The organism is Candidatus Peregrinibacteria bacterium, from assembly GCA_016699755.1.
Classification (GTDB): Bacteria; Patescibacteriota; Gracilibacteria; order CAIRYL01.
Map to the genome: position 1 here is coordinate 1,450,063 of CP065009.1, position 24,286 is coordinate 1,474,348.

Annotated in this window: 16 protein-coding genes and 2 tRNA genes; 8 read left to right on the forward strand and 10 right to left on the reverse strand. The window is 40.9% G+C overall.

The features are described from left to right. The first annotated feature begins 50 nt into the window (after positions 1–50). Complete coding sequence (gene rsmA / locus IPN35_06435) at positions 51–881, forward strand: ribosomal RNA small subunit methyltransferase A (GenBank protein ID QQS59189.1); 831 nt, start codon at positions 51–53, stop codon at positions 879–881. Here the strand turns inward: rsmA and IPN35_06440 are convergent. Beyond that, entirely contained in the window at positions 878–4,630 is a 3,753-nt protein-coding gene (locus IPN35_06440) for a hypothetical protein (protein ID QQS59190.1), read from the reverse strand. The two genes, rsmA and IPN35_06440, sit on opposite strands and share 4 nt — an antisense overlap. A 284-nt stretch (positions 4,631–4,914) precedes the next feature. On the opposite strand from IPN35_06440, the gene IPN35_06445 reads away from it, so the two are divergent. Then, complete coding sequence (locus IPN35_06445; protein QQS59191.1) at positions 4,915–6,819, forward strand: hypothetical protein; 1,905 nt, start codon at positions 4,915–4,917, stop codon at positions 6,817–6,819. 40 nt (positions 6,820–6,859) lie between these two features. On the opposite strand, the gene IPN35_06450 is transcribed toward IPN35_06445, so the two are convergent. From IPN35_06450 to IPN35_06460, 3 genes are all read right to left on the reverse strand, one after another. Next, positions 6,860–6,945 (reverse strand) — tRNA-Leu (locus IPN35_06450). A gap of 56 nt (positions 6,946–7,001) precedes the next feature. Beyond that, positions 7,002–7,076, reverse strand: a tRNA-Cys gene (locus tag IPN35_06455). Further along, positions 7,077–7,652: a hypothetical protein gene (locus IPN35_06460; protein ID QQS59192.1), complete on the reverse strand. Its 576-nt coding sequence runs from the start codon at positions 7,650–7,652 to the stop codon at positions 7,077–7,079. It abuts the tRNA gene before it with no gap. Between the two features lie 125 nt (positions 7,653–7,777). Between IPN35_06460 and IPN35_06465 the strand changes: the two genes are divergently transcribed. The 3 genes from IPN35_06465 to IPN35_06475 are packed head-to-tail and all read left to right on the forward strand — an operon-like array spanning position 7,778 to position 10,437. Then, positions 7,778–8,614 (forward strand): ABC transporter ATP-binding protein, encoded by an 837-nt coding sequence (locus IPN35_06465; protein ID QQS59193.1) that lies wholly within the window; start codon positions 7,778–7,780, stop codon positions 8,612–8,614. A gap of 18 nt (positions 8,615–8,632) precedes the next feature. Beyond that, positions 8,633–9,442 (forward strand): ABC transporter permease subunit, encoded by an 810-nt coding sequence (locus tag IPN35_06470; GenBank protein QQS59194.1) that lies wholly within the window; start codon positions 8,633–8,635, stop codon positions 9,440–9,442. After that, positions 9,439–10,437, forward strand: coding sequence for a hypothetical protein (locus IPN35_06475; GenBank protein ID QQS59195.1), 999 nt, complete (start codon positions 9,439–9,441; stop codon positions 10,435–10,437). Before IPN35_06470 ends, IPN35_06475 begins: the two co-directional genes overlap by 4 nt. A 74-nt stretch (positions 10,438–10,511) precedes the next feature. Here the strand turns inward: IPN35_06475 and IPN35_06480 are convergent, their stop codons facing one another. Beyond that, complete coding sequence (locus IPN35_06480) at positions 10,512–11,801, reverse strand: adenosylhomocysteinase (protein ID QQS59196.1); 1,290 nt, start codon at positions 11,799–11,801, stop codon at positions 10,512–10,514. Between the two features lie 136 nt (positions 11,802–11,937). Here IPN35_06480 and IPN35_06485 point away from each other — a divergent pair, with 136 nt between their 5' ends. After that, a complete protein-coding gene (locus IPN35_06485; protein QQS59197.1) occupies positions 11,938–13,026 on the forward strand; it encodes a mechanosensitive ion channel family protein in 1,089 nt (362 codons plus the stop codon). Positions 13,027–13,049: 23 nt separating this feature from the next. On the opposite strand, the gene IPN35_06490 is transcribed toward IPN35_06485, so the two are convergent. The 5 genes from IPN35_06490 to IPN35_06510 form a co-directional block, all read right to left on the reverse strand. Beyond that, positions 13,050–16,079 carry a tail fiber domain-containing protein gene (locus IPN35_06490; protein ID QQS59198.1) on the reverse strand — a complete coding sequence of 1,010 codons (3,030 nt, stop codon included), beginning with the start codon at positions 16,077–16,079 and terminating at the stop codon, positions 13,050–13,052. Positions 16,080–16,252: 173 nt separating this feature from the next. Then, on the reverse strand, positions 16,253–18,133 hold the full coding sequence (gene ftsH / locus IPN35_06495; protein QQS59199.1) for an ATP-dependent zinc metalloprotease FtsH: 1,881 nt from the start codon (positions 18,131–18,133) through the stop codon (positions 16,253–16,255). A gap of 113 nt (positions 18,134–18,246) precedes the next feature. Then, positions 18,247–20,616, reverse strand: coding sequence for a penicillin-binding protein 2 (locus IPN35_06500; protein QQS59200.1), 2,370 nt, complete (start codon positions 20,614–20,616; stop codon positions 18,247–18,249). Between the two features lie 55 nt (positions 20,617–20,671). Further along, positions 20,672–22,093 carry an FAD-dependent oxidoreductase gene (locus IPN35_06505; GenBank protein ID QQS59201.1) on the reverse strand — a complete coding sequence of 474 codons (1,422 nt, stop codon included), beginning with the start codon at positions 22,091–22,093 and terminating at the stop codon, positions 20,672–20,674. Between the two features lies 1 nt (position 22,094). Continuing rightward, positions 22,095–22,649, reverse strand: a complete 555-nt coding sequence (locus IPN35_06510; protein QQS59202.1) for a hypothetical protein — start codon at positions 22,647–22,649, stop codon at positions 22,095–22,097. A gap of 497 nt (positions 22,650–23,146) precedes the next feature. Between IPN35_06510 and IPN35_06515 the strand changes: the two genes are divergently transcribed. Together IPN35_06515 and coaE are read left to right on the forward strand one after the other, a co-directional pair. Next, the gene (locus IPN35_06515; protein ID QQS59203.1) at positions 23,147–23,725 is read left to right on the forward strand and encodes a hypothetical protein; all 579 of its coding nucleotides are present in this window, start codon (positions 23,147–23,149) and stop codon (positions 23,723–23,725) included. Beyond that, positions 23,722–24,270: a dephospho-CoA kinase gene (gene coaE / locus IPN35_06520; GenBank protein QQS59204.1), complete on the forward strand. Its 549-nt coding sequence runs from the start codon at positions 23,722–23,724 to the stop codon at positions 24,268–24,270. Before IPN35_06515 ends, coaE begins: the two co-directional genes overlap by 4 nt. The last annotated feature ends 16 nt before the right edge of the window (positions 24,271–24,286 follow it).

Sequence of the window (24,286 nt, forward strand, 5' to 3'; positions counted from 1 at the left end):
CTCGTGAATATTTTAAGAGCACACCTTCTTGAGGTCTGCTACTCTTTGCTATGACTTTTTATTTACTCCCTATGCGACAACGCCTTACCGACCCACAAGCGATTCGCTCACTTCTCAAAAAATATGGACTCTGGGCAAAAAAGCGGTTTGGGCAAAATTTTCTGGCAGACGAAAATGTGTTGCGCGCTATAGTCGAAGCTGCAGATATTCAGCCAGAAGCCATTATCCTTGAGATTGGTCCGGGATTGGGTGTGCTTACTCGAGAGCTTCTTCCTCGCGCAAAAAAAGTGATTGCCATAGAAATTGACCGCGATATTCTTCCGGCACTTCGAGAAACAACACATTTTTTTCGGGACAGACTTGAGCTTCGAAATGAGCATTTTCTTAACACCATTCTTCCTGAGGTGCCGTACCAAGTGGTTTCGAATATTCCATATCATCTTACGTCTCCCATCATCCGAAAGCTCTTGGTCGAAGCAGGTCATCGTCCCACCTCTCTTACTCTTCTTGTACAAAAAGAAGTTGCCGAGCAAATCTGTAACACGAAAAAAAGCTCTCTTCTTTCACTGTTTGTTGCGGTGTTTGGAGAGGCAAAAATTATTGCTTCCGTTCCTTCATCTTCTTTTTCTCCACCGCCAAAAGTCGATTCTGCTATTCTTCATATCAATGTTTTTGAAACACCACTTCTCATAAGACAACCTGTCCAAAAGGTTTTTTCTACTGCTAAACAAGGATTTAGTCAAAAACGGAAGAAACTCAAAAATCTCTTTCCCGAATCTCTTCTTCGAGCGACAGAAGTTGATCCAGACGCGCGCGCAGAAACTCTTTCTGTTTTTGACTGGGAGCGACTCACAGAAAACATTCGAAAGGAATCTTCTTAGAACTTTTGATGAGACTTGTCTTCCTCCAAGGTTGATGGTGTTTCTTCGTCATCTAAAATTTCTTGCGCCATTTCTTGTTCTTGAAGTTTAGGAGTTTTTACCTCTTCATCTTCGGGAAGGCTTTCTTCATCGAATTCTTCCTGTTTTTCTTTCTGATCACCTTGTTCTGATTTCACCTCCTCTTCTATATTGACAGATTTTTCAGCATCATCTTGCTGTTTTCCTGTTTTTTTGAGGCGAACATTTTCTGATTTTTTTACAATTTTCTTTTCTTCTTTTGCCATTTCTCGAGCGGTTTCTGGTGTATCGCCTGTCGCGGCTACCTCTGGAGAATCATTTTCTTCCAAGAAAGTAATATTGCTTTCAGTAATAGAGTTGTTATTGGTTGCCACAGAATTTTCCACAGGAGAATCGGAAGTATTTGTTTCCTCAGATTCCAGATCTAATATTTCTGATGGATGTGTGTTGAGATTTGTAAATTCACGAGGAGATTCTGGAGAATCTTCTTCGACACTTATTTCGTGAGAGGAATTGCTTTCAGAGGAAATCTCCTCTTCTGTATCGGAAGCAGTAACTTTGGTTTTCTCGGAAAGAGCAGAAGAAGATAAGGAATCATCGTCTTCGAATTCCATTCTCTGTATCTCGGATGATTTGGCATTGAGCATGGCAAACTCGCGAGCAACCTCCGAATCTTCACCTTGGGCGGCAATGCTAGGGGTACTACGAGATTCAGAAGAGGATGATGCATTTTCGCGTTCCACTGGTTCAAAATCTCCTATTCCCTCTACGGTATATGCTTCGGAAGAACCCACTGGATATTCTTCCATACTTTCACTATGAGCAGAGGCATTTGTGTGTCCTCTTTCAACATATTCCGCTTCTTCCACTGGCTCAAAATCTCCTATTCCCTCTACGGTATATGCTTCGGAAGAACCCACTGGATATTCTTCCATACTTTCACTATGAGCAGAGGCATTTGTGTGTCCTCTTTCAACATATTCCGCTTCTTCCACTGGCTCAAAATCTTCCATTCCCTCTACAGTATATGCTTCGGAAGAACCCATAACGGCAGTGCTTTCTGTTGCCGAGGTTCGTTCTTGAGCGGAAAATTCTGCTTCAGTAGATTCTTGGTGTTCTGTTTCAACAGGAGATTGGGAGTTGGAGGAACTTAGCGCATGAGATGAACTTTCTTCTGAATATTCTTCCATTTTTTGATTCGATCCTGTTCCTGCTGTTTCTTCTTTCATTTCCATCTCCATTTCACTATGAGCAGAGGCATTTGTGTGTCCTCTTTCAACATATTCCGCTTCTTCCACTGGCTCAAAATCTTCCATTCCCTCTACGGTATATGCTTCGGAAGAACCCATAGCGGCAGTGCTTTCTGTTGCCGAGGTTTCTGCAAATTCTTCTTCTTGAGAAGGAATTTTGGTCGATTGCGCTTGAGATGTTGATATTGATGAAAGAGAGGATTCTTCTATATCAGAAACTGGTTCAGAGGTATTTGATAGAGAAGCGGACGCCATTTTCTCGGACTGCAAATCTTCCATGCGAATGGCTTCGCCAGTTACTTCTCCGGAGGAAACACTTTGTGCCACCTGTTCGTTTGCTTCTGTTTTTTCTGCGGTGGAAGCCACAGAAGAAACATCTTTTTCCTTCAGGTATGAAGTCGCTCCTTGATCACCCATGGTGGCACGATTTTCAAGTTCTGAGTGTAAAACAACACTTTCTTGATCTGCTCCTTCAGAAACACTTGCAAAAATTGAAGCTGGCGAGTGTTCGAGTCGATCAATAATCTCTTGCGTTTTCATCTCCTGTACAGAAGCAGGAAGAGAAACTTCCGACGTTGTCGTTGTGTTCGTATTGGAGTACGCGGAAGCACTCGATTGTGATGCCGAAATTCCTTGTCCGAGAGAAGACAACTCTTTTTCAGAGATTTCGAGATGAATATTCGCATTTGGAGCAGAAACAGAAATTCCTGTCGGCATTTCTCCTGTTTTTTCTGATAAGAATAAATCCTTTCCAAAATGCGCTTTGCCGTCTTTCTGTGAGAGGAATGTGGGTGCGGGACCACTGGAAATTTTTTCTGGAAATTTGAGATCAAAATGAGAACCAGTACGTATCGCAAGTGCTGGTTTTTCGCCTCCACTTGGTGGAGTTTGTGGTTCGGATTTTTGTGGAAGAAGAGGAGGAAAGAAAGATTTTTTCGGCACCTCGAGTTTATTCTGTTCTCGATTTCCACCACAACAGGAAGAAAGTATTTTTGAGCGTGTGAGCCAAAAAGGAACAATAACAGAAAACCACACCATGAGTATTCCGATAATAAATTTCATAAGTTCTGTGGCGCTTCCCATATTTCCTCCTTCTCCATGAACGACTCCGGGGGCATACATCTGAATATTTGTTGTATTTGAAAGGAAAGACGTTCCCGCGAATCCCTCAAAACTACTCTCAATAGGAATTCCAGTGTGTTGCCAAATAGAAATGGCAATAAAGAGACACATGGCGATAAGCGGGCCAAGAAAAAGCCAACGTCCAAAAAGCCAAATCCAATATCGAAAAACACCACGCGTAAAATGAAAAATGGGAAGAACAGCAAGAAGTGGCGAAAGAATAAGAAAAAACCAAAGAATAACGATACGAAGTGCCAGAATAATCGCTACCAAAATTTCGCCAAGCGCGAGTGCTATCAGTAGAAAACCATGAAAATAGGTTGATTCCTGACGCATATCAACATATCGATCGCCAAGGTCTACAAAGTCATCTACATTTTCGTTTCCTTCTTTCATGGTACGTGGTTGAAGCACCATAGCGCCGGTTCCTACCCACACGTCAGAAATATTTTCGATACGCAAAAAGCGATCATCCGTCATTTCTCGATTAAGGAAGGTGCGTTGAATAATACTGGCACCATCCAACACAAGGCGCATCATTGGCATGGCGAAATTGACGACAATAGCAGAAATAAGAATAAGCGTTGTACTCCTCCGCACTACTTGAGCGGGAATAAGCGCAGAAAAAATCCAAAGTGCGGCGATGCCCATAATCGAAAGAATGATGAGCCCATTGACAATATTCCGAATCACAAGAGCAATTCCTTCTATTTTACTATTTTTGTAGCCCTCATTGGTGATTTCGAGTGTCCAGCCGAGCATGGCGGCAGAACGACGAAAAAATTGTCCAACATTGGTAATAAACTGATCGTAAACACTTACTCCGCCCACCGGAATAGAGCCAATAAGAAGCCGTGACGCTTTTTCATCTTTTGTCACAAAAAATGAAAGCTCTGCTTGAATAGCTCCCACATTTGCCTTTTGATCTTTATCAATATAGAGACGCTTGAGGATGGTGTTATCCGTTGTATCATCTCCACCCTCAAAAGAAACATAATTCTTCGATTTATCGGTGAGGTTCACCTCAATAACTTCTAGTGAATTGAGCTTGTCTTTTGGAATGGCGAATCGAAAATACCCTTCTTGAGGAATGATATATACGTCATCTTTTGTTCCAATTTTTCCATCGTCCCCTGCTTCACGAACATTTTCTTGTCCTACGATTTTATTATTCTCTATACGATACTTCCCATTATCTATTTGCGGACGATATTTGCGAGGAGAGAGAATATCGCATCCTGGACCATCTCCACAAAACTCGGGAAACGTAAAAGAAACTCCTTTGTCTTTTGGAACTTCGTTATGCATCCAACGTGCACCATCTTGATCACGTAGACGAACATTTACCTCAAGTACCATTCCATCTTGGGGATCCCCTTCTGACGCAATAGCAAAATGCGTTCCTGAAAACAGGAAGAAACCTAAGATAAGAAAGAGCCGAAAAATGTGTTTTACTGCACTGATTTTGGTTTTTTATTATTCTATACATTTTACCAAATTTCTTGTCGAAAGACAAACATTCGAAATTCGCGAAAAAAGAGAGTATAATGAAAGAAAAATCTTCAAGAAAACAGATGATACTTCGCTCTCCATTGGCTCAATATTCCTTGCTTTTCCTTGCGACAATACTCCTTTTTTTTCCTTTGTTTTCATACGCAGATGATTCTGAGGACTGTGTGGATATTGTTTCTCATGCGGAAGAAAAGAATTGGAATTATGTTTTTTTTCTTGAGGAAGAGAAAAGCGATGGAGTGCCGAAAATGTGGCAACGAGCCGTGCTCGGAGTAAGCGAAAAAGATTTTAAAGTCAAAGAGGATATTCCTGTAAAAATATGGGGAACCGCCACTCCAGGAGCAAAAGTACAAATCTACTATTGGGAGGTGAAGGGAAAAACTGATGATGAAAGAGATTCTCTTAATCGACCAAGCACATCAACGTGTTCAATGGTAACGGCAAATAATGAAGGAATATTTGTACTTGAGATAAATTCGAGTTTTTTTTGGCGGTATATCGGAAAGAATTTGGCAGTAGATGCTTTCTTTCGTACGAATATTCCCGTTGAAGAGTATCATTCCCGTAATGAAGCGCGTTCTGTTTCTCAGGTGGGAGTGATGGGGCATTTTTTTCCACTGGTTATTTTATCATCTGCCGGAGGAGAAACATCAGAAGAGTGCGAAAATCATCCAAGCTGTTCTGAGAATGGAATGATCCGTTCACGGATACTAAAGAAGAGTAAAATCCCTGAGGTGGCACAATCAACGAGTAATTATTTCTTGAATGATCTCGAAATCAATCGGATTACCGATTCGCATACTTTCTATGCGAATTTTGCTGATGGAACGACAAACGATGCAGATGTTCTTCAGAAGCAGACACACAAGACATTCATCATGGAGATTCTTAAGAGACTTCTTCTCGCCAATAAAAATACCAAGATAGAAGCTCCAGGGCTTGCACGTCTTGATAAAGCGGAGCTCGAACGAGCTATAGAAGAAAATGGGGTTTCAGAAGATGTACATGACGTTGCCACCTTTATCCGCGCTATGCTCACTAGTCCGAACGGAAGAAATGGAAACTCTTCTCTTTCACAATACGACACCAACTCTGTACCAAGAGGAGTATCTTCTTTTTTTGGAGAACTCTCTGCTTTTTTTCACCAAAATACTTTTCTGTTTTTGGAAAAAAAAGACCTCTTCTATCGTGTTAATGGTGAGAATTCACCTCCGCCACCTCCGCCACCTCCATCACTTATTTATCGCGATGAAGCCGCAAGAAAGCTCAAAGAAATAATTGACCAAGTTATTTCTCCAGAGACGATTGACGAATCGCTTTTAAAAGAGCTTTTTCCTCAGCAAAAAACGGATATTGAAAAATGGCAAAATGATTTTTTGGCACTCATGAGTTTTTGGACAGGAAAGCTTGAGGAAAATACATGCCTTTTAAGTGACGATGATGGGCTGGGGAAGAATTTTAAAAGTGTCAATAGTACAGAACCTCTCTGTGAAATTCCTTATGTGAGTGGGGCAACGCCATCTCTTGTGCTCAACATGCCAGAAGCTATCCTTCTCCATCCAGAGTTTCAAAACACCATTCTCTTGTCGGCAAATATAAATTTTCTTCCTCATACGGAGACTTGGTTTTTCCCAAGTGGAAAGAAAGAAACACTCCATTACACCTATTCCTTTTCCGAATCTTCATCACATCTTTCAACGGAAAATGCATTTGTGTGTCTTACGAATTCGGATATTTCCGATTTTTCAAAATATATGGAAAATCAGCTCATGCTTTCTTCACAAGAAAGAGAAGCCCTAGAATACGAGCTCTCTGTGGCAATGGAAGTGCCTTCCGAGCATTATCAAATTTCCTTTGCGAATACCGAAAAAATAGCACAGCACTTTTCTTGGTGGGGAAATGGGAAAAAGCTTCATATCGCTCAACTCTTTTTCCACGCAGAAAAAGGACAATGCTCTGAAACAGTTTTTTCGGCAATATCAAAAACTTCCATTTCGAAGGACAGGGATGGATTTGAAGTAGGAATTTTGCAGTAAAAATGAACGCCTGTTTTTGAAAGACGAACATGAGTAATGGTGGTGCCGGGAGCGAGAATTGAACTCGCACGGAGTTTCCTCCAAGGGATTTTAAGTCCCTCGTGTCTACCATTTCACCATCCCGGCGAGGTGGTCTTTGATTCTTGGCATTTTGATGCCTTATTTTCATTCTCTTGTATTTTTGGAGGCGACGGGCGGGATCGAACCGCCGGATGAAGGCTTTGCAGGCCCCTGCCTTACCACTTGGCTACGTCGCCTTATAAAATGCGAATATTCTTGAGAATGGATTCAATTTCAAAGATCACCTCTTTTTCCGTCTCTTTCGGAGCGCTTCCTGTTGCTACTATCCCCTTTCCATTACGAACAAAAAAAAGTTGCCAGTATCGGTACTCACTTTTGTCGGCTTCTGGTTGAGAAGAAAACTGAAAAAGTATTGCAGGAGAGCCAGAAAGCGTAAGGTGGTCTTCAGAAATTTTCTGAAATCCTAGAAGAGACGCTTCCTCATTATTCCGGCTGATAGCAAAAAATTCAAGTGTAGAAAAATCTTTCGGAATATTTTCTTCGTGAAACACAATATTTGGATACCCGCCAGTAATCGGCTCAATACGTCGAAATGCGGCTATAGCTCGACTTTCTCTCCCTATTTCTGATACAGGAAACTCACGCCATGTTGCCGGAAGTACAAGGGAAAAATTTGGTTTTGTCAGAACTGATGCTCCCAAAAAAAGTGATTCTGTTGCCGATTGTGATGAAGCGTCGTTTTCTGGGCTTCCTGTGCATCCAGAAAAAACGAGGAAAAAGAGGAGAGATATGAGAAAAAATGAGGAGCGCACTATTTTTCATTATTAAAGAGAAATATTTTTTATAATATGTAAAAAAAAATCAAGAAAATATTTATCGGAGAATTCTCTTTTTCCCTCCTTTCTCGTACAATGATTCTTGTCTTTCTTCTTCTTCTGTGATTGTTCTTCAAAATGTTACTAAAAATTTCGGAACAAAAACTGCAGTAAAAAATCTTTCGCTTCATGTTCTTAAGGGGGAGGTGTTTGGTTTTTTGGGTCCGAATGGTGCCGGAAAAACAACAACAATGAAGATGATTCTTGGACTCTTGTGCCCCACAAAGGGAACTATTTCGCTCTTTGGAAAATCAGCGGGAACTATAGCGGCGAAACAAAAAATTGGGTTTCTTCCCGAATTTTCCCATTTTTATCCGCATCTTACTGGAGAGGAATTCCTCCATTTTGTTGGAGAAATATTTGGTCTTTCTCCTGAAGAGCGCTCACAACGAGCAAAACGTCTTTTAAAACTTGTTCATCTTCCGACAGAGGCTTCTCATCGGGCTATTGGAACATATTCTAAGGGGATGCAACAGCGGATTGGCATGGCACAAGCACTTATGAATGATCCTGAAATTATTTTTTTGGATGAGCCCATGAGCGGACTTGATCCTATTGGGCGACGAGAACTCAAAGATATTATTATTTCCCTTAAAAAAGGGGGAAAAACTATTTTTTTCAATTCTCATATTCTTGCGGATGCGGAGGCACTTTGTGATCGTGTTGGTATTATTCACCAGGGGAATCTTCTTCTGGACAAGCCTGTTTCAGAGCTTATTGGGAATGGAATAACCCTTGAGGATGTTTTTGTTGAAACCATCACGGGGAAAAAAAAGGTTTCTCCAGAAAAAGAAAAACCTTCTCGAAAGAATTCTTCTCCTAAAAAAACTTCATCGCTTTCTTCAGAATCGAAGGAAAAGAAAAAGAAAACGAGCACTTTAAAAGCAAAAAAAAAGTAATCCCTTTTTTCATGTCTCATGAGAACACTACTTGCTCTTACAAAAAATACTTTTCGAGAAACTATTCGTGATCGCATTCTTCTTGTTATCGCATTTTTTGGAGTCATTCTTATTTTTGCGAGTCAGCTTCTCTCGACCATTTCTGTGCGTCAGGACGAAAAAATGATTGTTGATTTGGGGCTCGGCATGATTGATGTTTTTGGAATGATTATCACCATATTCGTGGGAACCCAACTCATTTTTCGAGAAATTGATAAGAAAACTATTTTTATCATTCTTAGTAAGCCTGTTCCTCGTTGGACATTTCTTCTTTCGAAATTTTTTGGGCTTGGAGCAATTCTTTTTTTGGTTACTGTTATTATGCTCGTGGTATTTATTGGGGTTATTGCTTTTTCTACAGACCTTATTATTGCGAATAATCACTTCATTCAGCTTGATTTCGTTGGACAACTCGTTCTTATTTCCTCTTTTTCCCTCCTTTCATTTTTACTTCTTCTTGGTGTTGTTATCTTCTTCAGTAGCTTTATGTCACCTATTCTTGCGGCATTTTCTTCACTTACCATTTTTGTTATTGGACATATTACGGACGATATTCGAATGTTCGCGAAATTCAGTCCGTACGAAGATATTTCGCGAGGGTATCAAATATTTTCTGATGTAGTCTACTACGGATTTCCCAATTTCTCAATACTGAATCTGAAAAATTTTATTCTGAATGATATTTTTCCGACCTCAGGTGAGCTCTTTGCCGCCGCCACTGGAGCTGTTTTGTGGATTACCCTTTTTGTTACTGTAGGAACACTCCTTTTTTCCCGAAGAGAATTTTGAGAAGAGGATTTCTTGCCATCGGCACTCTTCTTTTTTGCGTTCTTTGCGGAGCAGGAATTTTGTGGTCGCAAAAAATTGTTTGGTCTTTAACGGAAAACCATTTCTTTGAGCTGGGGAAAAATCCGGGGTACATTCCTTCGGGAGCTCAAATTCGTCCTTTTATTCTTGGATTCGATCACTTTGTGTCAGATCTTTTTTGGATTCGAACCGTACAATATGCTGGAGGAAATTCGGGCGCTTTTGAGTTTGATGCGCTTCCGGAATATCTCAACCTTATTACCGATCTTGATCCGCACTTTGGTTTTGTGTACCGATTTGGGGCACTCGTCTATACGTTGAACGAAAATATTATTTCTCGTGTTCCAGAACTTCTCGAAAAGGGGATTGCGCTTAATGAGGAGTCGCATCCAGATCTTTTGGGACAAATGTACACAGACCTTGGATTTTATACTTATTTTTACGAGAATGATTCGGAAAAAGGCGCAGAGTATTATGAAATTTGCGTTCGAAATGAGGAAAAATATCATTGTCCCCCGTACGCTCGAAATGTCGCTGCTTTTTTGCGAGCGAAAGCAGGAGAGCATGAAATTGCTCTTCACATTTGGCTAGAAAAATTGCTTCAAAAAATAAAAACAGAAGGCGAAATGGTGTTTGATGACGAGACAACACTCGAAATCAAAAAAGTGGAAGAATCCGTTAAGCTTGTTGCGCTTACTTGCGCTGCAAAAAATGTGTTGGAATCGGGAAAAAATATTGAAAATATTCAAGATCTCCTTGGAAAGAAAATCGCCCCTTGTCCAGAGCTTGGAAAAAACTTGTCACCAGAATTTCAAAAAATGCTCCCTCTTTTGGCAGAGCAAAAAGGATACACAAAAGGGCTTATTGATACCGTGAATGAGGAGACGCTCCGAACTCCGTTTCCACACAATCCCTTCGAGTGGGACGCCGAACGCAAAGTTCTCACTGCACGGCAGTGGCAGAAGAAACACAAATAGTTCCTAAAATTTTCAGAAAAACAGAGCTTAAAATCAGCGTTGTTTCTTGTTTGAGAGTGAGTGATTAGAGATTTCTAATATCGATACCATTCCGATTTATACGGTCCTTCTGCTGGAATATCAAGATATTCTGCCTGTTCTTTTGTGAGATGAGTCAGTTTTGCGCCGAGCTTCGAAAGATGAAGTCTCGCAACTTCTTCATCAATTTCTTTCGGAAGACGGTGAACACCAATAGGATATTTTTCACTGTTCGTCCAGAGTTCTATTTGCGCTAGGGTTTGATTGGTAAATGATGCGCTCATAACAAAACTGGGGTGTCCCATTGCGCATCCAAGATTCACGAGTCGTCCCTCAGCGAGCAAAAGGAGGTGTTTTCCATTTGGGAAAATAACTTCGTGAACTTGCGGTTTTATCTCTTTCCACTGAAGATTTCGAATTGATGCGACATCAATTTCATCATCAAAGTGTCCAATGTTACAGAGAATAGCACTATCTTTCATTTGCTCCATGTGCGCACGAGTAATTACATTGGCGCATCCTGTTGCGGTAACAAAAATATCTATTTCAGAGGTTTTTTCTTCCATAGTCACTACTTCATATCCTTCCATGGCGGCTTGAAGCGCGCAAATAGGATCAATTTCCGTAATAAGAACTCGACACCCATTGTTGCGTAAACTTTGCGCGGAGCCCTTTCCTACGTCCCCATATCCTGCTACGAGTGCCGTTTTTCCCGAGAGCATTACATCTGTTGCTCGACGAATGCCATCCACTAAACTTTCTCGACAACCATAGAGATTGTCGAACTTCGACTTTGTCACGGAATCATTCACATTTATCGCTGGAATTTTTAGTGTTCCTTCGTGCTCCATTTTTACTAAACGATGAATTCCTGTTGTTGTTTCTTCGGAAACACCATGGATATTTGTGAGAAGATTTTGGTGTTTTTCATGTATCCATGCTGTTAAGTCGCCTCCATCATCGAGCAAAAGATTTGGTGTCCACTTATTTGATCCAAACACAGTTTTTTCAATGCATTCCCAGTATTCTTCTTCTGTTTCTCCTTTCCAAGCAAACACAGGAATACCAGCCTTTGCCATGGCAGCGGCGGCGTGATCTTGTGTAGAAAAAATATTGCAACTGCTCCAGCGAATATCTGCTCCAAGTTGGACAAGCGTTTCCATAAGCACTGCTGTTTGTATGGTCATATGAATGCATCCGGCAATCCGTGCACCATGCAAAGGTTTTATTGCAGAAAATCGCTTTCGAAGCGCCATGAGCCCCGGCATTTCTTTTTCTGCGAGCAGAATTTCTCTTCGTCCAAAATCCGCCAAAGAAGCATCCGCAATGCAAAAATCATTATTCATTTGATACGAAAAAGAAGACTTCTCCTTTTATAGCAAAAAAGGAAATTCTGGAGAACTGAGTCTATAAAAAGAATCAGATGGATTTACGTTTTGGTACTATTTTTGGCTATAATGAGTGTGATTTTTTATACAAATAATGAATGTCGTTCCGTTTCTCGAATCAATCGAACCAATTCTCGAATCAATCGAACCAACACTCTCATACACGATTTTCGGAAATACTATTGGGGCATATTCCTTTGCCCTTTCCGTATTTATTCTTATTTGGATTGCTATTATTCTTTTTCGAACGGTTATTTTAAAACACCTCCGAATATTTGCAGAAAAGACAGAAGATAAACTTGATGACGAGATTATTACTGTTGTAGAAGGCATTTCTTCGTTCTTTTATTTCTTCCTCGCGTTTTATCTTATGATGAAATCACTTTCTCTTGGTGGTTCATTTCATAAGGCACTTGATGGAATCTTTTTCTTCCTTATTATTCTCGAAGCCGTTCGTTTTGCTCATCTTTTTATCGATATCACCTTTGAGCGATCACTGAAAAAGGACAGTGAGATGGCAAAAAATGGCATGCGTCTCGTTGCTACCATTCTTCTTTGGGTTATTGGTGGACTCATGATTCTCTCGAATCTTGGGTACGATATTACTGCGCTTGCCGCCTCCCTTGGAATTGGTGGTATTGCAGTAGCCCTTGCGGCACAGAATATTTTAGGAGACCTTTTTTCGAGCTTCTCTATTTATTTTGATCGTCCGTTTCAGATTGATGATTTTATTATCGTTGGAAACGACATGGGCGTGGTGAAAAAAATAGGTCTCAAAACAACACGCATTATGACGCTCCGCGGAGAAGAGCTTGTTGTGTCAAATCAAGAGCTCACCTCTACGCGTGTTTTGAATTTTAAAAAGATGAATCGCCGTCGCATTGTGTTCACTTTTGGGGTGGAATACGGAACGCCTACCAAAAAACTTGAGCATATTTCGGAAATGATTCAGAACATTATTCATGATGAAAAACTGACAGAATACGACCGATGCCATTTTTCCTCGTTTGGTGAGAGCAGTTTGACATTTGAGTGTGTCTATTATGTCGATTCTCCAGAATACAACGTCTACATGGATATTCAAGAATCCATTAATCTCGCCATTCTAAAGGCGTTTGAGCAAGAAGGAATTTCCATGGCATTTCCCACAAGAACACTCTATATGCGAACAGAGGAAAAATAACGTCGTTCTTTGTTTGCAATAATTTACTGTTCCAGTTTTTCTATCTTTGAAGAAAGGAGCTCAATCTGTACTTGTTGACGCTCAATCTCCTTCTGCTGTTCCTTTACTGCTTCAATAAGCGGAGCAACAAGAGCAGAGTAATTGACCGACTTCATTCCCTCATTATCTTCTAAAACGAGTTCAGGAAATTCTTTTTCTACTTCTTGCGCAATCACTCCAATTTGTTTTTCTTCTCCTTTTTCTGAATCTTTCCAAAAGTAAGAGACTCCACGAAGATGCAATATTTTTGAGAGAGAATCACTCAATGTCACAATATCTTTTTTGAGACGAATATCAGATGGAGCAACATTCGTTCCACGGATATACCCATTGACATCAAGTTGATAGGCGGGTGAAATTGTTCCAATACCGACATAATTATTAGTACGAAGAATATTGATCACATTACCATTCGTATCACTTCCGAGTGATATGGTATTAGCTCCAACTGCAGGGTTGTAGGAAATAGATCCCTTTGAAACTCCTCCTGAATACAGTTGAATCGCCGTAATTCCTGTTGAAATGCTATCAACAATAAGTTCTGCGCCAGTATTGACGGGGTTATAAATATGGAGTTTTCCCAGTGGGCTTGTGGTTCCAATTCCGACATCTTGTGTATTTCGTTGGACAAAAATACTGGAGGCTTGTTCATTTCCTCCTCCTATTCCCATTCCATCTAGCCCGGGAAGATAACCAATGTTTCCCAAAAAGATTCCATCTGCATAAAATCGAATAGCAGCAGCTTGTGCACTAGAAACAGTCTCGAGAATAAGTTCTGCGCCAGCATTGGCGGGGTTATAAATATGGAGTTTTCCCAGTGGGCTTGTGGTTCCAATTCCTACATTTCCGCTATTATCAATAATCATCCGTTCGGTTCCATTGGTGTCGAAACGAATCTTATTCTCATTGGTACTTTCTTCTACCTGTACTTTGGTGTTGTTATCAGCATCATGAATTTCTTTGAGAGAAACGGCTGAAACAGCTCCATCAACATACTGTTTTGTTGCAGCCCCCAACGCACTTGTCGGATTTCCCGAAAGAAGAAGTTGTCCTGTCATTGTTCCTCCTGAAAGAGAGAGTCTTTGATTCAGAGCAGTATTTAGATCACTCTGACTCGAAAGGCTTCCCGTAATACTTCCCCAGCTTGCTCCGCTTGGCCAAGAAGATCGGCAAGCGCCAGCAATACAAAGTTCTGTTCCTTTTATTCTCCCATTCACATCAAGTGCTTGTGTAGGAGAAGTGGTTCCAATTCCTACTTTTCCATCATTGGTAAAAGTGACACGATTATCTGTATTCCAAAATTGCAAATCGGAAGTGTTTTCGTCTTGATACATTCCCCAGTGAGTCAATTCCCCACTTTGAATATCTATTTCAGCATTTGTTCCAGTATCAGTTTTAACATGGAGTTTGGCATTGGGAGAAGCAGTTCCAATTCCTACGTTTCCCGAGACTCCGCTGTACATAGTTTCTGTTTGTTGCTCAACACACTGCCAATAATATGATGCGTCAGTATACGCACCGGTTGTAATTGCAGTAGCCGTTCCAGAGCTACAGAGGTTTGCTGTTGGTGTTGAGGAGAATGTGCTTTCATGGGCAGATCCGCAGATTCCTGATGCGGAAGCCGATCCACCAATGGGAGCAGGAATAGAACAAATGATAGGATTGGGTGACGGACTTGCAACTGTCCCTCCTGGAAAACGGAACCAATAAATTTCTCTCTGAGAAGGGGTAACCACTACTGATCCACTCTGTTGAGCGGCTGTTTTGTCGATACGGATATCATCTGGATAAATTTTGCCGTAGGTCGCATCAGCACGACTCCACCATCCGGAATTTTGAAAATCAATAGTATAATTCAGCCTGTAGTTTCCTCCTCCGATATTCGTTGCAGTAAGGGTACAATAGGGTGAGGAGTATGTTTGATACGCATGGCAAGAATCTGTCTGCGTTCCTCCGCCCACTACGGTCCAGTCATTATCGCTAACTCCTTCTACGCTTGAGAGACAATTTCCTCCTTCAATACAAATATCCGAACCATTGGTGATTCGAACATTTCCATCGACCACTAATTTTTCTGTGGGAGAAGCAGTTCCAATTCCTACGTTGCCCGAGACTCCGCTGTATATATCACTTCCAGAGAGAATCCAGTTTGTGTCTCCGCCTCCTGCAATCGCACTATCAACATACTGTTTTGTTGCAGCCCCAAACGCACTTGTCGGATTTCCCGAAAGAAGAAGCTGTCCTGTCATTGTTCCTCCCGAAAGAGAGAGTCTATCATTCAGAGCAGTATTTAGATCACTCTGACTCGAAAGGGTTCCCGTGATACTTCCCCAAGTTGCACTTTCTCCTCCAGAACCGCTTTCATCCGAAGCGCACTCCCAAGAAGTTCCGTTGAACTTAATAATCTCCCCAAAATTGCAAGAGAAATTATCATTCACCCCTCCTTCACCGATGGTATCGAGAGCACATTCCCACTGTCCATTTTTATATTTTGGAATCTCCCCTTCTTTGCAGGAAAGATTTTGAATAGCGCCCTGAAGGTCAGGGGCACACTCCCATTCTCCAGAAATTACACTAAACTTAAGAATGGATCCATCAGCACAGTTTGTCATATCTCCACCATCAGTTCTTCCGCCAATTGTGTCTGCGGAACATATCCAAACTCCATTTTTCATCTTTATTATCTCTCCCTCTGAACACGAAAGCCCGCCCCAAAAAACAATATTTGAAATTTGAATACAATTTTCTCCGTTTTCATCACAATATTCGGTGGCCCCTATTTTCCCCTGAACTCCCAGTTTTACATCTGCGGGAAGAATGGTAGTTCCAATGGCAACTCCTCCAGATGTATTGAGAAAAATATCATCACCAGGGGTTTGAATATCTCCAGATCGTTCCCAACTGCTTGCGTTATGAGAGACAATATTCCAATCGTTGGAATAGAGTGGGTCGAGTGTGGATTTTTCATCTGGAGTCCATGCAGAAAGTGTTGATGGAATGCAAATGAATGTCAAAAAAACAAATGGAATACTCCATTTGAATACAAAAAAGAAAAAAAGGGATGTACTTCTCATGAGAAGATGCGAATATATCAGATTACTCTACCTTTTTTTTCTGAAAAAAGAAAGGAGGATATACCGTCCTAAACCCACACTCACAAATGAGATTCAAAGATTTTTTATTTCTTCTATTTTTGCTTTATTTCCCCTTTTGGAGAGGTGGCTTTTTTCTTCATCTTTGCACAAAGTGCTTCAAACTCTTCTCTGTTTAACGTTTCCACCTCGAGAAGCTTTTCGGCAATTATTACCATAGTTTCCTTTTCTTGTGTCAAAAGAGACATGCTCCTTTTGAGACACTCTCGAATAGTTTTTTCGACAAATTCATCAATTTTTTTCAGATATTCCTCAGAAACCCCTTTTACTCCGAAGCTCTCAAAACCAGAGTGATCCTCCGAGTCGGAAAAGCTAACAGGTCCAATTTCTGGTGCCATACCATAGCGAACCGCCATGCTTCTTGCTTTTCGTGTCGCTTTCTTCAGATCATCTGAAACACCTGTTTCATGTTGCCCAAACATAATTTCTTCAGCGGAATATCCTCCAAGAAGTACACAAATTTCATCGAGAAATTTATCACGCGAAATAGAATATTGATCTTCTTCTGGCATTGTCCAAGTCACACCAAGCGCCATTCCACGAGAAACAATAGAGAGCTTATGCACAGGGTCTGCGTTGGGAAGCAAATATGCCATCATTGCGTGCCCTGTTTCATGATAGGCGGTTTTTCGGCGAGCTTCTGGTTTCATAACAAGAGATTTTCTCTCACGTCCCAAGGAAATCTTTTCCATAGAAATACTGAGATCTTTTTGGGTGATATTTTTTCGATTTTCGCGTGCTACCAAAATAGCTGCTTCATTTACAAGGTTTTCAAGATCGGCACCAGAAAAACCAACAGTAATTTTAGCAATATCTCGAAGATTTATGTCTGGAGCAAGAGGCTTGTTTCTCGTGTGTACTTCAATAATTTCTTCTCGAGCCTTTATATCTGGACTATCGATAACAATACGACGATCAAATCGTCCAGGTCGGAGTAATGCTTTATCAAGAACGTCAGGGCGATTGGTTGCCGCCATGACGATGACATTTGTTTCATTATCAAACCCATCCATTTCGGTAAGAATTTGGTTGAGTGTTTGTTCGCGTTCGTCGTGCCCGCCACCAAATCCACTACCACCACGTTGACGACCAACCGCATCAATTTCATCAATAAAAATAATCGCCGGAGCATTCTTTTTTGCTTTTTCAAAGAGGTCACGAACACGACTTGCTCCCACTCCTACGAACATTTCAACAAATTCCGAACCAGAAATAGAGAAAAAAGGGGCGTTAGCTTCACCTGCTACCGCACGAGCGAGTAGTGTTTTTCCTGTTCCAGGAGGACCAACGAGGAGCGCTCCTCGAGGAATTTTTGCTCCAATTTTGACGTATTTTTTTGGATTTTTTAGAAAATCGACGATTTCTGTTAGTTCTTCTTTTGCTTCGTAGGCACCGGCAACATCAGAAAATTTGGTCTTTTTCTTTCGACGGTCAAAAATTTTTGCCTTCGACTGTCCAAACGAAAATGCTCCTCCGGCATTTTTCGCCATGCGGGTCATGAAAAAAACGATAATTCCGAGAATAAGAAAAAGAGGAAGAAAATCAAAGAGAACTCTTTGGAGAATATTTTGTGCCTCTGTGCTTACCACTTCCACTGTTGTTCCTTCGGGAGCATTTAACAAGCCGAGATCGGAAACAGTTTCGTTTGCAAGACGAATAGCCTTCTCTTTTTCATCAGAATCTCGAATGGTGGCAAGCACCGATTCTCCCCTTATCTTGATGGATGAATATTTTCCTGATTCAAAATTTTCACGAAGTTCTGAAATAGGAATTTCTTTCAGGGATGTATCAGATGGAGGTCCAAAAAAATAAGAAAAGAATGTGGCAACAAGAACAACAACGATAAGAATAATCCATGGAGAAGATTTCTTCTTGGGAGATCGTGGAGGAAGTTGTGTGGGAGTTTTTTTAGACATCTCGCTGACTTTATGGAAATGAAAAAATTCAGAGAAGTGAATTCATTCCTATTGTTTCACGTTTTTTTGGGAATCGCAATAAACAGTCTTTTTCTAATTAGTTAGAAAACTTTTTATTCTTCTGGAGGAATATTTCCGTATTCCAATAAAAAAGCCATTATTTCCCGAAAAACAGGTGCGGCAGTCGTCGCCCCCCATGTGTTCTCGGTTCCGTATCGGGGGCGATCAAATTTAACGAGAATAAGAAAACGAGGGTCGTATGCTGGAGCGTAGCCAGCAAAAGAGGTGACAAAACTTCCTTCTCCTGTTTCATACTTTCCGTCTGAACCAGCAATTTGTGATGTTCCTGTTTTTCCGGCTATTTTATATCCTGGAATATGTGCCGTATGTGCGACACCTCTTTCCACAGAAGAAACAAGCATACTGGTAATGGTTGTCGCAGTGTCGGTTGAAATTGCTCTTCGAACAGCGGCTGGTTCAATAATCTCTTTTGTTCCATCGGGATAATCTTTTTCTGAAATAATTTGTGGTTGCATCATTACGCCGCCATTTGCAAGAGCACTCCACGCACGTGCCATTTGGAGAGGCGTTACTGTAAGTCCTTGTCCAAAACTTGCGGTAAGGAGATGTGCATCTGACCAATCTTTTCGAGGAAGCACTTTTCCTTGTTCTTCTTGGTCAAGCTCAATATCAGTGTAATCTCCAAAATTATATTTATCAGTAATAAAGCTGTGCATCACCGCTTTTCCCAAACGAAGAGCCACAAATACCATTCCTACATTTGATGATGTCTCGAGAACGTTTGTCATAGTTTGAATACCATTGTACTTATCTAAAGCAGTTCGAATGGTAAAGCTACCTACCTGCACGGGTCCATCTTCAAGAAATGTGGTTGTGGGAGTCACCTCTCCCGATTCAATGCCCGCCGCCATAATGAGTGGTTTAAATACAGAACCAGGCTCATATACCTCTTGAATGGTGCGATTTACAAACGCTCCTGGTCCAAGACCGTTTTCATAAATATAAAACTCTGGATCAAATTCCAGTTTCCATGCCTCCTCAAATTCTTCAAAAGTAGCGGGCTGATACCGTCCAAATTTGTCTTTTCGAAAGAGAGGTGTTGTTTTAAAAATCGTCTTTGTATCATCAGGTCCTGTTCTCCTAAGAGTGAGAGCATCTGCATATTCATTTGGATTAAACGATGGTGCATTTGCGAGTGCGAGAATTCTTCCGGTTTTAGGTTCCATGACAATAATCTGACCAGAGTCTGCCTTAAACTTTTTTGTGGATTCTTCAAGCACCTCCTCCACCTTTTTTTGAATAACTCGATCAAGAGTGAGAACAAAACTTACGCCATCTTCTGCATTCTTAATGCTCGTTGGATCAACACTTTTTCCAGAAACATCATTTTCACTTCGAATAGAACCAGTTTTTCCCGAAAGGAGGCGATGAAATTTTCCTTCAATACCATACTGTCCCGTTCCTTCACGGTTTACGAATCCAATTACCTGAGAAGCGAGAGTGTTTTCTGGATAGTATCTCCAATGTTCTGGCACAAGTACCACTCCGCGAAAGTAATCGGGTATGGGGTCTTTGTCGAGTTTTTTGGCAAGAATTTCCGCTTTTGATTGCTGGTAGGTTTCGTAGGAGGCGGTTTTTATTTCTTGAATTTTTTCAGAAACTTCGGGGCGAATTTTATTTTTTAATCGAACATATCGAAGGTCTTTTTGTTGTAAAAGGTTTTCAATATTCTCTGTGGGAACATTGAGAAGGGGGCTGAGTGCAGAGGCAATTTTCATGCGGTCTTGCTTTCCCTGAGGAACTTTTGTCGGATCGGCGTACACGAGAAAAGTTTCCCGAGCAATATCAATTCCGGGAAAACCAAATTTTTCTATAGATTCAAGAGTTTCATCAGAGACATCTCTTCCGAGAAGTACAAAATCGACCTTTTCCCGATTAATACGCCGAAATATCTCAAGAGCATAGGCGGCAACTGCCTCATCTTTTGTCGGAAAAACAACTTCTGGAGGACGATAGTTCTTTGAATCTCCTTCTTTTGGAGCATCTTGCTCTACAATTCGAACGCTTCCTTCTGGGCACAATTTTGGATTTTTAAGGCATGCTTCATGATCTTCATTTGTGTAGAGAAGAGGAGCAAGAGTTTTGGCAACAAGTTTTTTATCTGGAGTAACTTTTGGATCAACATAGACGAGGTCGAGCGTAGTATTTGTGGCAAGCTTTACAAGGGTGTTTGTATTTTGATCTCGTACCAAAATTTCTCCACGACGAGCAGGAATTTCAATAAGACCATTCCGCTGACGCAAGGCACGTTCATAGTATGCTTCTCCAGAAACAACCTGAAGCTCAAAAATCCGAAAGAGAATAATGCCAAAAAGAATTCCCGCTCCAATTTGTGCCGCCAAAAGGCGATTGGGAAAGAATTTTTTGGAGAACGACTGCCGATGGGGTTTTCGTCTTCTCATCGTCAAAAAAGATACCAGTTTCAGACTTTAGATGCCAAAGAATGCATCTGTTTTTTTACTTCTTTTTGGTCACAAAATGACACCCGAGTGATTCTTTTCGTTGACATGCCGCCTGAGCAACAAATGTTGCTACTGCAAGCATATTTTTTGTCTCCGTTCCCGTTGGAGTAAGACGAGCAAGATCTTCTTTTGCCTGTTCTTCCCCTTCGGGACTTCGAATAATACCGAGGTATTTCCAGCAGAGGCGTTGAATCTGTTTTCGAATTTCAGTATCTTCCCGAGTTTCGGGAGTAAAGGGGCGAGTTTCAAAATGTCCAGAGTCATCTGGCGGATGTAATTTGTCTTTTCGTACTTGTTCCTGAAAATCCTCAAAAATAAGACGCGAAAATACGAGACCTTCCAGAAGAGAATTACTCGCAAGTCGATTTGCACCATGAACCCCTGAGCAAGCAACCTCTCCTACTGCAGAGAGTTTTTGAAGCGTTGTTCTTCCTCGAAGATCGGTCATTACTCCTCCACAAAAAAAGTGTGCTGCTGGAAGGATGGGGACAATCTCTTGCTCTGGATTAATGTTGTAAAAAGAAAGTCTCTCCGATACCGAGGGGAAATGTCTTTCCCAGAACGATTGTGGTTTTTCCCGAAGATCAAGATAGACAGGAATTCCCCTCTGCTCCGAAAGAAAAATGCTTCTCGATACTTCATCTCGCGGAAGAAGAGGGTCGCAAACCTCCTCTCCAGTAATGGTGACCAGCTTGGCACCCTCTCCACGAAGCGCCTCTGTCAGGAGAAAAAGTGGTGATTCTTCTGCAGAAAGTGCCGTTGGGTGAAACTGCACAAATTCCATATCTTTTATTTCGGCTCCAGAGCGTCTTGCCATGGCAATGCCGTCGCCAGTACACTCCAGCGGACTTGTTGTTTCCGCATAGATTTGTCCTGCTCCACCGGTGGCAAGCACTACTCGACTTGCAAAAAATCGCTGTACTTCTCCTTTTGATATTGCCTCTACTCCAAAAAGTGCACCATCTCGTATGAGAAAGTCTGAAACAAAGGTTTCTTCTTGAACAAAAATGTGATCATTTTTTCGAACAGCTTCTAAGAGTATTTTCATAATAGATTTTCCGGTGTAATCGTGGACATGCCATATTCGATTTTCAGAATGCCCCCCTTCTCGATGCAATGATTCGGAAAACGAAACACCATATCTCCGAAGAAAATCAAGAGCCTCTTTTGCTCCAAGAGCGAGTGCCTCCACTGCCTTTGTAGTATTATGATGTGCTCCCGCAAAGAGAGTATCTTGAAAATGATCTCGAATATCTATTGTGCTTATCCCAGCGGCAATACCACCCTGTGCAAGCGGACTGGATCCGGAAATCTCTTTTCCCTTTGTGAGCACTGTTACTTTTCCCAGTGTAGAAAGACGAAGTGCTGTAGAAATACCAGCGATACCACTTCCAAGAACAAGGAAATCGGTTTTCATGTTACGGGGATAAAGAGGGTGTCTCTCCTGAAAATGCAGAAAGAGATTCTTCCTTCTGTTTTTCTTCTGAAAAACGAAGAAAAGCCACTGTCCAAATAGCTTCAGAAAAAACAAAGAGAATACCACCTATGTATGATGCGATAACGGTAAAAAAAAGAAGAATACAAAGAGAAAGGAGAAGCCCTATTTTTTCTGAGAGAAAAATTGCAAAAAATCCTGTTCCTCCTATGAGAAGCATGGGGAAAAGAAGTACCAAAAGAATATTCAGAAACACTCGCACTTCCACAAGGAGAAAAAGGAGGAAGACATGAAATATTTTCCAGAAATAGGAAAAAACGAGCTGAAAAGAAAGTAAAACAGATTCGAGGGTGTTTTTCCCTCTCAGTATGATCATTTGCGTTGTAAAAGAGAGTAAAAAGAGAATGACTATGCCCACGACTCCAATCAGAAAAAAGGGAAGAAAAAGAAAATCTCCTCTTTGGGAAAGATACCGAAAAAGAAAAGAAAATTCTGTAAAGAAAGTAATGGGGCTTAGTACTTTTTTGAGAATCGCCATCTCAAAAAGAGGAAGGAATCCAGAAAAAGTTTTTGACACTTCTTTTTCTGACTTTTCTCCTCGCCATATACTAGAAATTTTACGAGTCAATATTGCTCTGCAAAGTATCTGCGCAAAAAACCACCCCAAAAAGATGCTCAAAAGAATTCCATAAAAAAGCATGGAGAATAGGTTATTGTGACTGATAATATTCCATATCTTTACGAGAGATAGGAGAATGATTTCCCCACTTCCATTTCTTTGCTCTGGTGATGCGAATGAGTATATTTGATAAAAAATATACCATCCCGTAAGAAAGAGGGAGAGAAACGATGGGATAAAGCCAAATCGAAAAAGTTCCTGTCGATGAAAAACAGTAATGTTCCAAGCTTCAGCAACGATTTTTTTGGGAGATTTCAGAAAAATATGAGAAATTTTATTTTCATCATAAAAAAAAGTAGGGGAAAGTCAATTGAGTTGCGAAAGAGAAAGGGGTTTGAAACAATGTTCAGTGCACTATGGAATGGAATTTTTTCTTTCGGCGACACCTCGAAAACGGAGAGTATGTTCTGTTTGTCGCACATAAGCACTGGATTGAGATTTTTCCAAAAGCAATAAAGACGGCTGTATTCGGTTTTTTGGTGCCGTGGACGGCATGGTTTTTTTTTCCTGCTTTCTTCTGGGGAGCAGTGATTTGGACGATTCTTTTTTGGTGTTGGTTTTTTTATCATTTTGCTGATTGGTACTTTGATGCTTGGGTTGCAACAAATATGTCACTTATTGATATAGAATGGCGTGGAATTTTTCATCACCTCAGTTCTCGTATTCCTTACTCTGAAGTGCGCGAAGTATCTTGGGAAGTAAATGGGTTTTTCGGAACCATACTTGGATTTGGAGATGCCTCTGTTTCCATGACTACCGGAGGGAAAGTGGCTCTTCATAATATTGCTCGTCCCAAACGAGTAGAACTCCAGATTCTTCAAATTCGAGATCAATTTTTATCAGAACAACGCATGGTTGAGTCCGAGGCACTCAAAGGACTTTTGGCGAGTATGGTGGCTTCTCATGTCTCTGAACAAAGAACCTCTTCTTTATGATTCTTGGTATTGTTGGAATGATTGGTTCAGGAAAAAGTACCTATGCAAGGCAATATAATGCCGAACACTTCTCTGGAAAAGCAAAAATTTGTGAGGCAGATAGTATTGGTCACGAAATTCTGAAGAATACTCTTTTTCAGAATCGTCTTCGAAATCAGTTTGGGAATGATATTTTTTCTTCTCTCGGAAATATCGATCGAAATGTATTACGAGAAAAAGCGTGTAGAAGCGCTTCTGCCCTTTCTGATTTAGAGAAAATTGTGCATCCTCTTCTTAAAAAAGAACTCCTTCATATACTTAGACCGTATCGTAAAACAGAAGACGTGCTTTTTATGGTTGTGGCGCTCCCTTTTTCATTGGGTCTTTTTGAATATTTTGATGAATATATTTCTCTTTCTGTTGAAAAGGAAGAGGCATGGATTCGCATTCAGAATCGATCTCCAAATATTTCTCGAAAACAATTTGAAGTATTTTGGAAACGACAAGAGAGGGAATATTCTTTGAGCGATAATTCAAAAAATGAGGGGATTTTTCCCCTCATTTAAGACACAAAAGATTATT

Coding starts and splice junctions, on each gene's coding strand:
- rsmA (QQS59189.1), top strand. CDS start 51: ATGACTTTTTATTTACTCCCTATGCGACAACGCCTTACCGACCCACAA.
- coaE (QQS59204.1), top strand. CDS start 23,722: ATGATTCTTGGTATTGTTGGAATGATTGGTTCAGGAAAAAGTACCTAT.
- IPN35_06480 (QQS59196.1), bottom strand. CDS start 11,801: ATGAATAATGATTTTTGCATTGCGGATGCTTCTTTGGCGGATTTTGGA.
- ftsH (QQS59199.1), bottom strand. CDS start 18,133: ATGTCTAAAAAAACTCCCACACAACTTCCTCCACGATCTCCCAAGAAG.
- IPN35_06500 (QQS59200.1), bottom strand. CDS start 20,616: ATGAGAAGACGAAAACCCCATCGGCAGTCGTTCTCCAAAAAATTCTTT.
- IPN35_06485 (QQS59197.1), top strand. CDS start 11,938: ATGAATGTCGTTCCGTTTCTCGAATCAATCGAACCAATTCTCGAATCA.
- IPN35_06440 (QQS59190.1), bottom strand. CDS start 4,630: ATGGTACTTGAGGTAAATGTTCGTCTACGTGATCAAGATGGTGCACGT.
- IPN35_06515 (QQS59203.1), top strand. CDS start 23,147: ATGGAATGGAATTTTTTCTTTCGGCGACACCTCGAAAACGGAGAGTAT.
- IPN35_06470 (QQS59194.1), top strand. CDS start 8,633: ATGAGAACACTACTTGCTCTTACAAAAAATACTTTTCGAGAAACTATT.
- IPN35_06505 (QQS59201.1), bottom strand. CDS start 22,093: ATGAAAACCGATTTCCTTGTTCTTGGAAGTGGTATCGCTGGTATTTCT.
- IPN35_06510 (QQS59202.1), bottom strand. CDS start 22,649: ATGGCGATTCTCAAAAAAGTACTAAGCCCCATTACTTTCTTTACAGAA.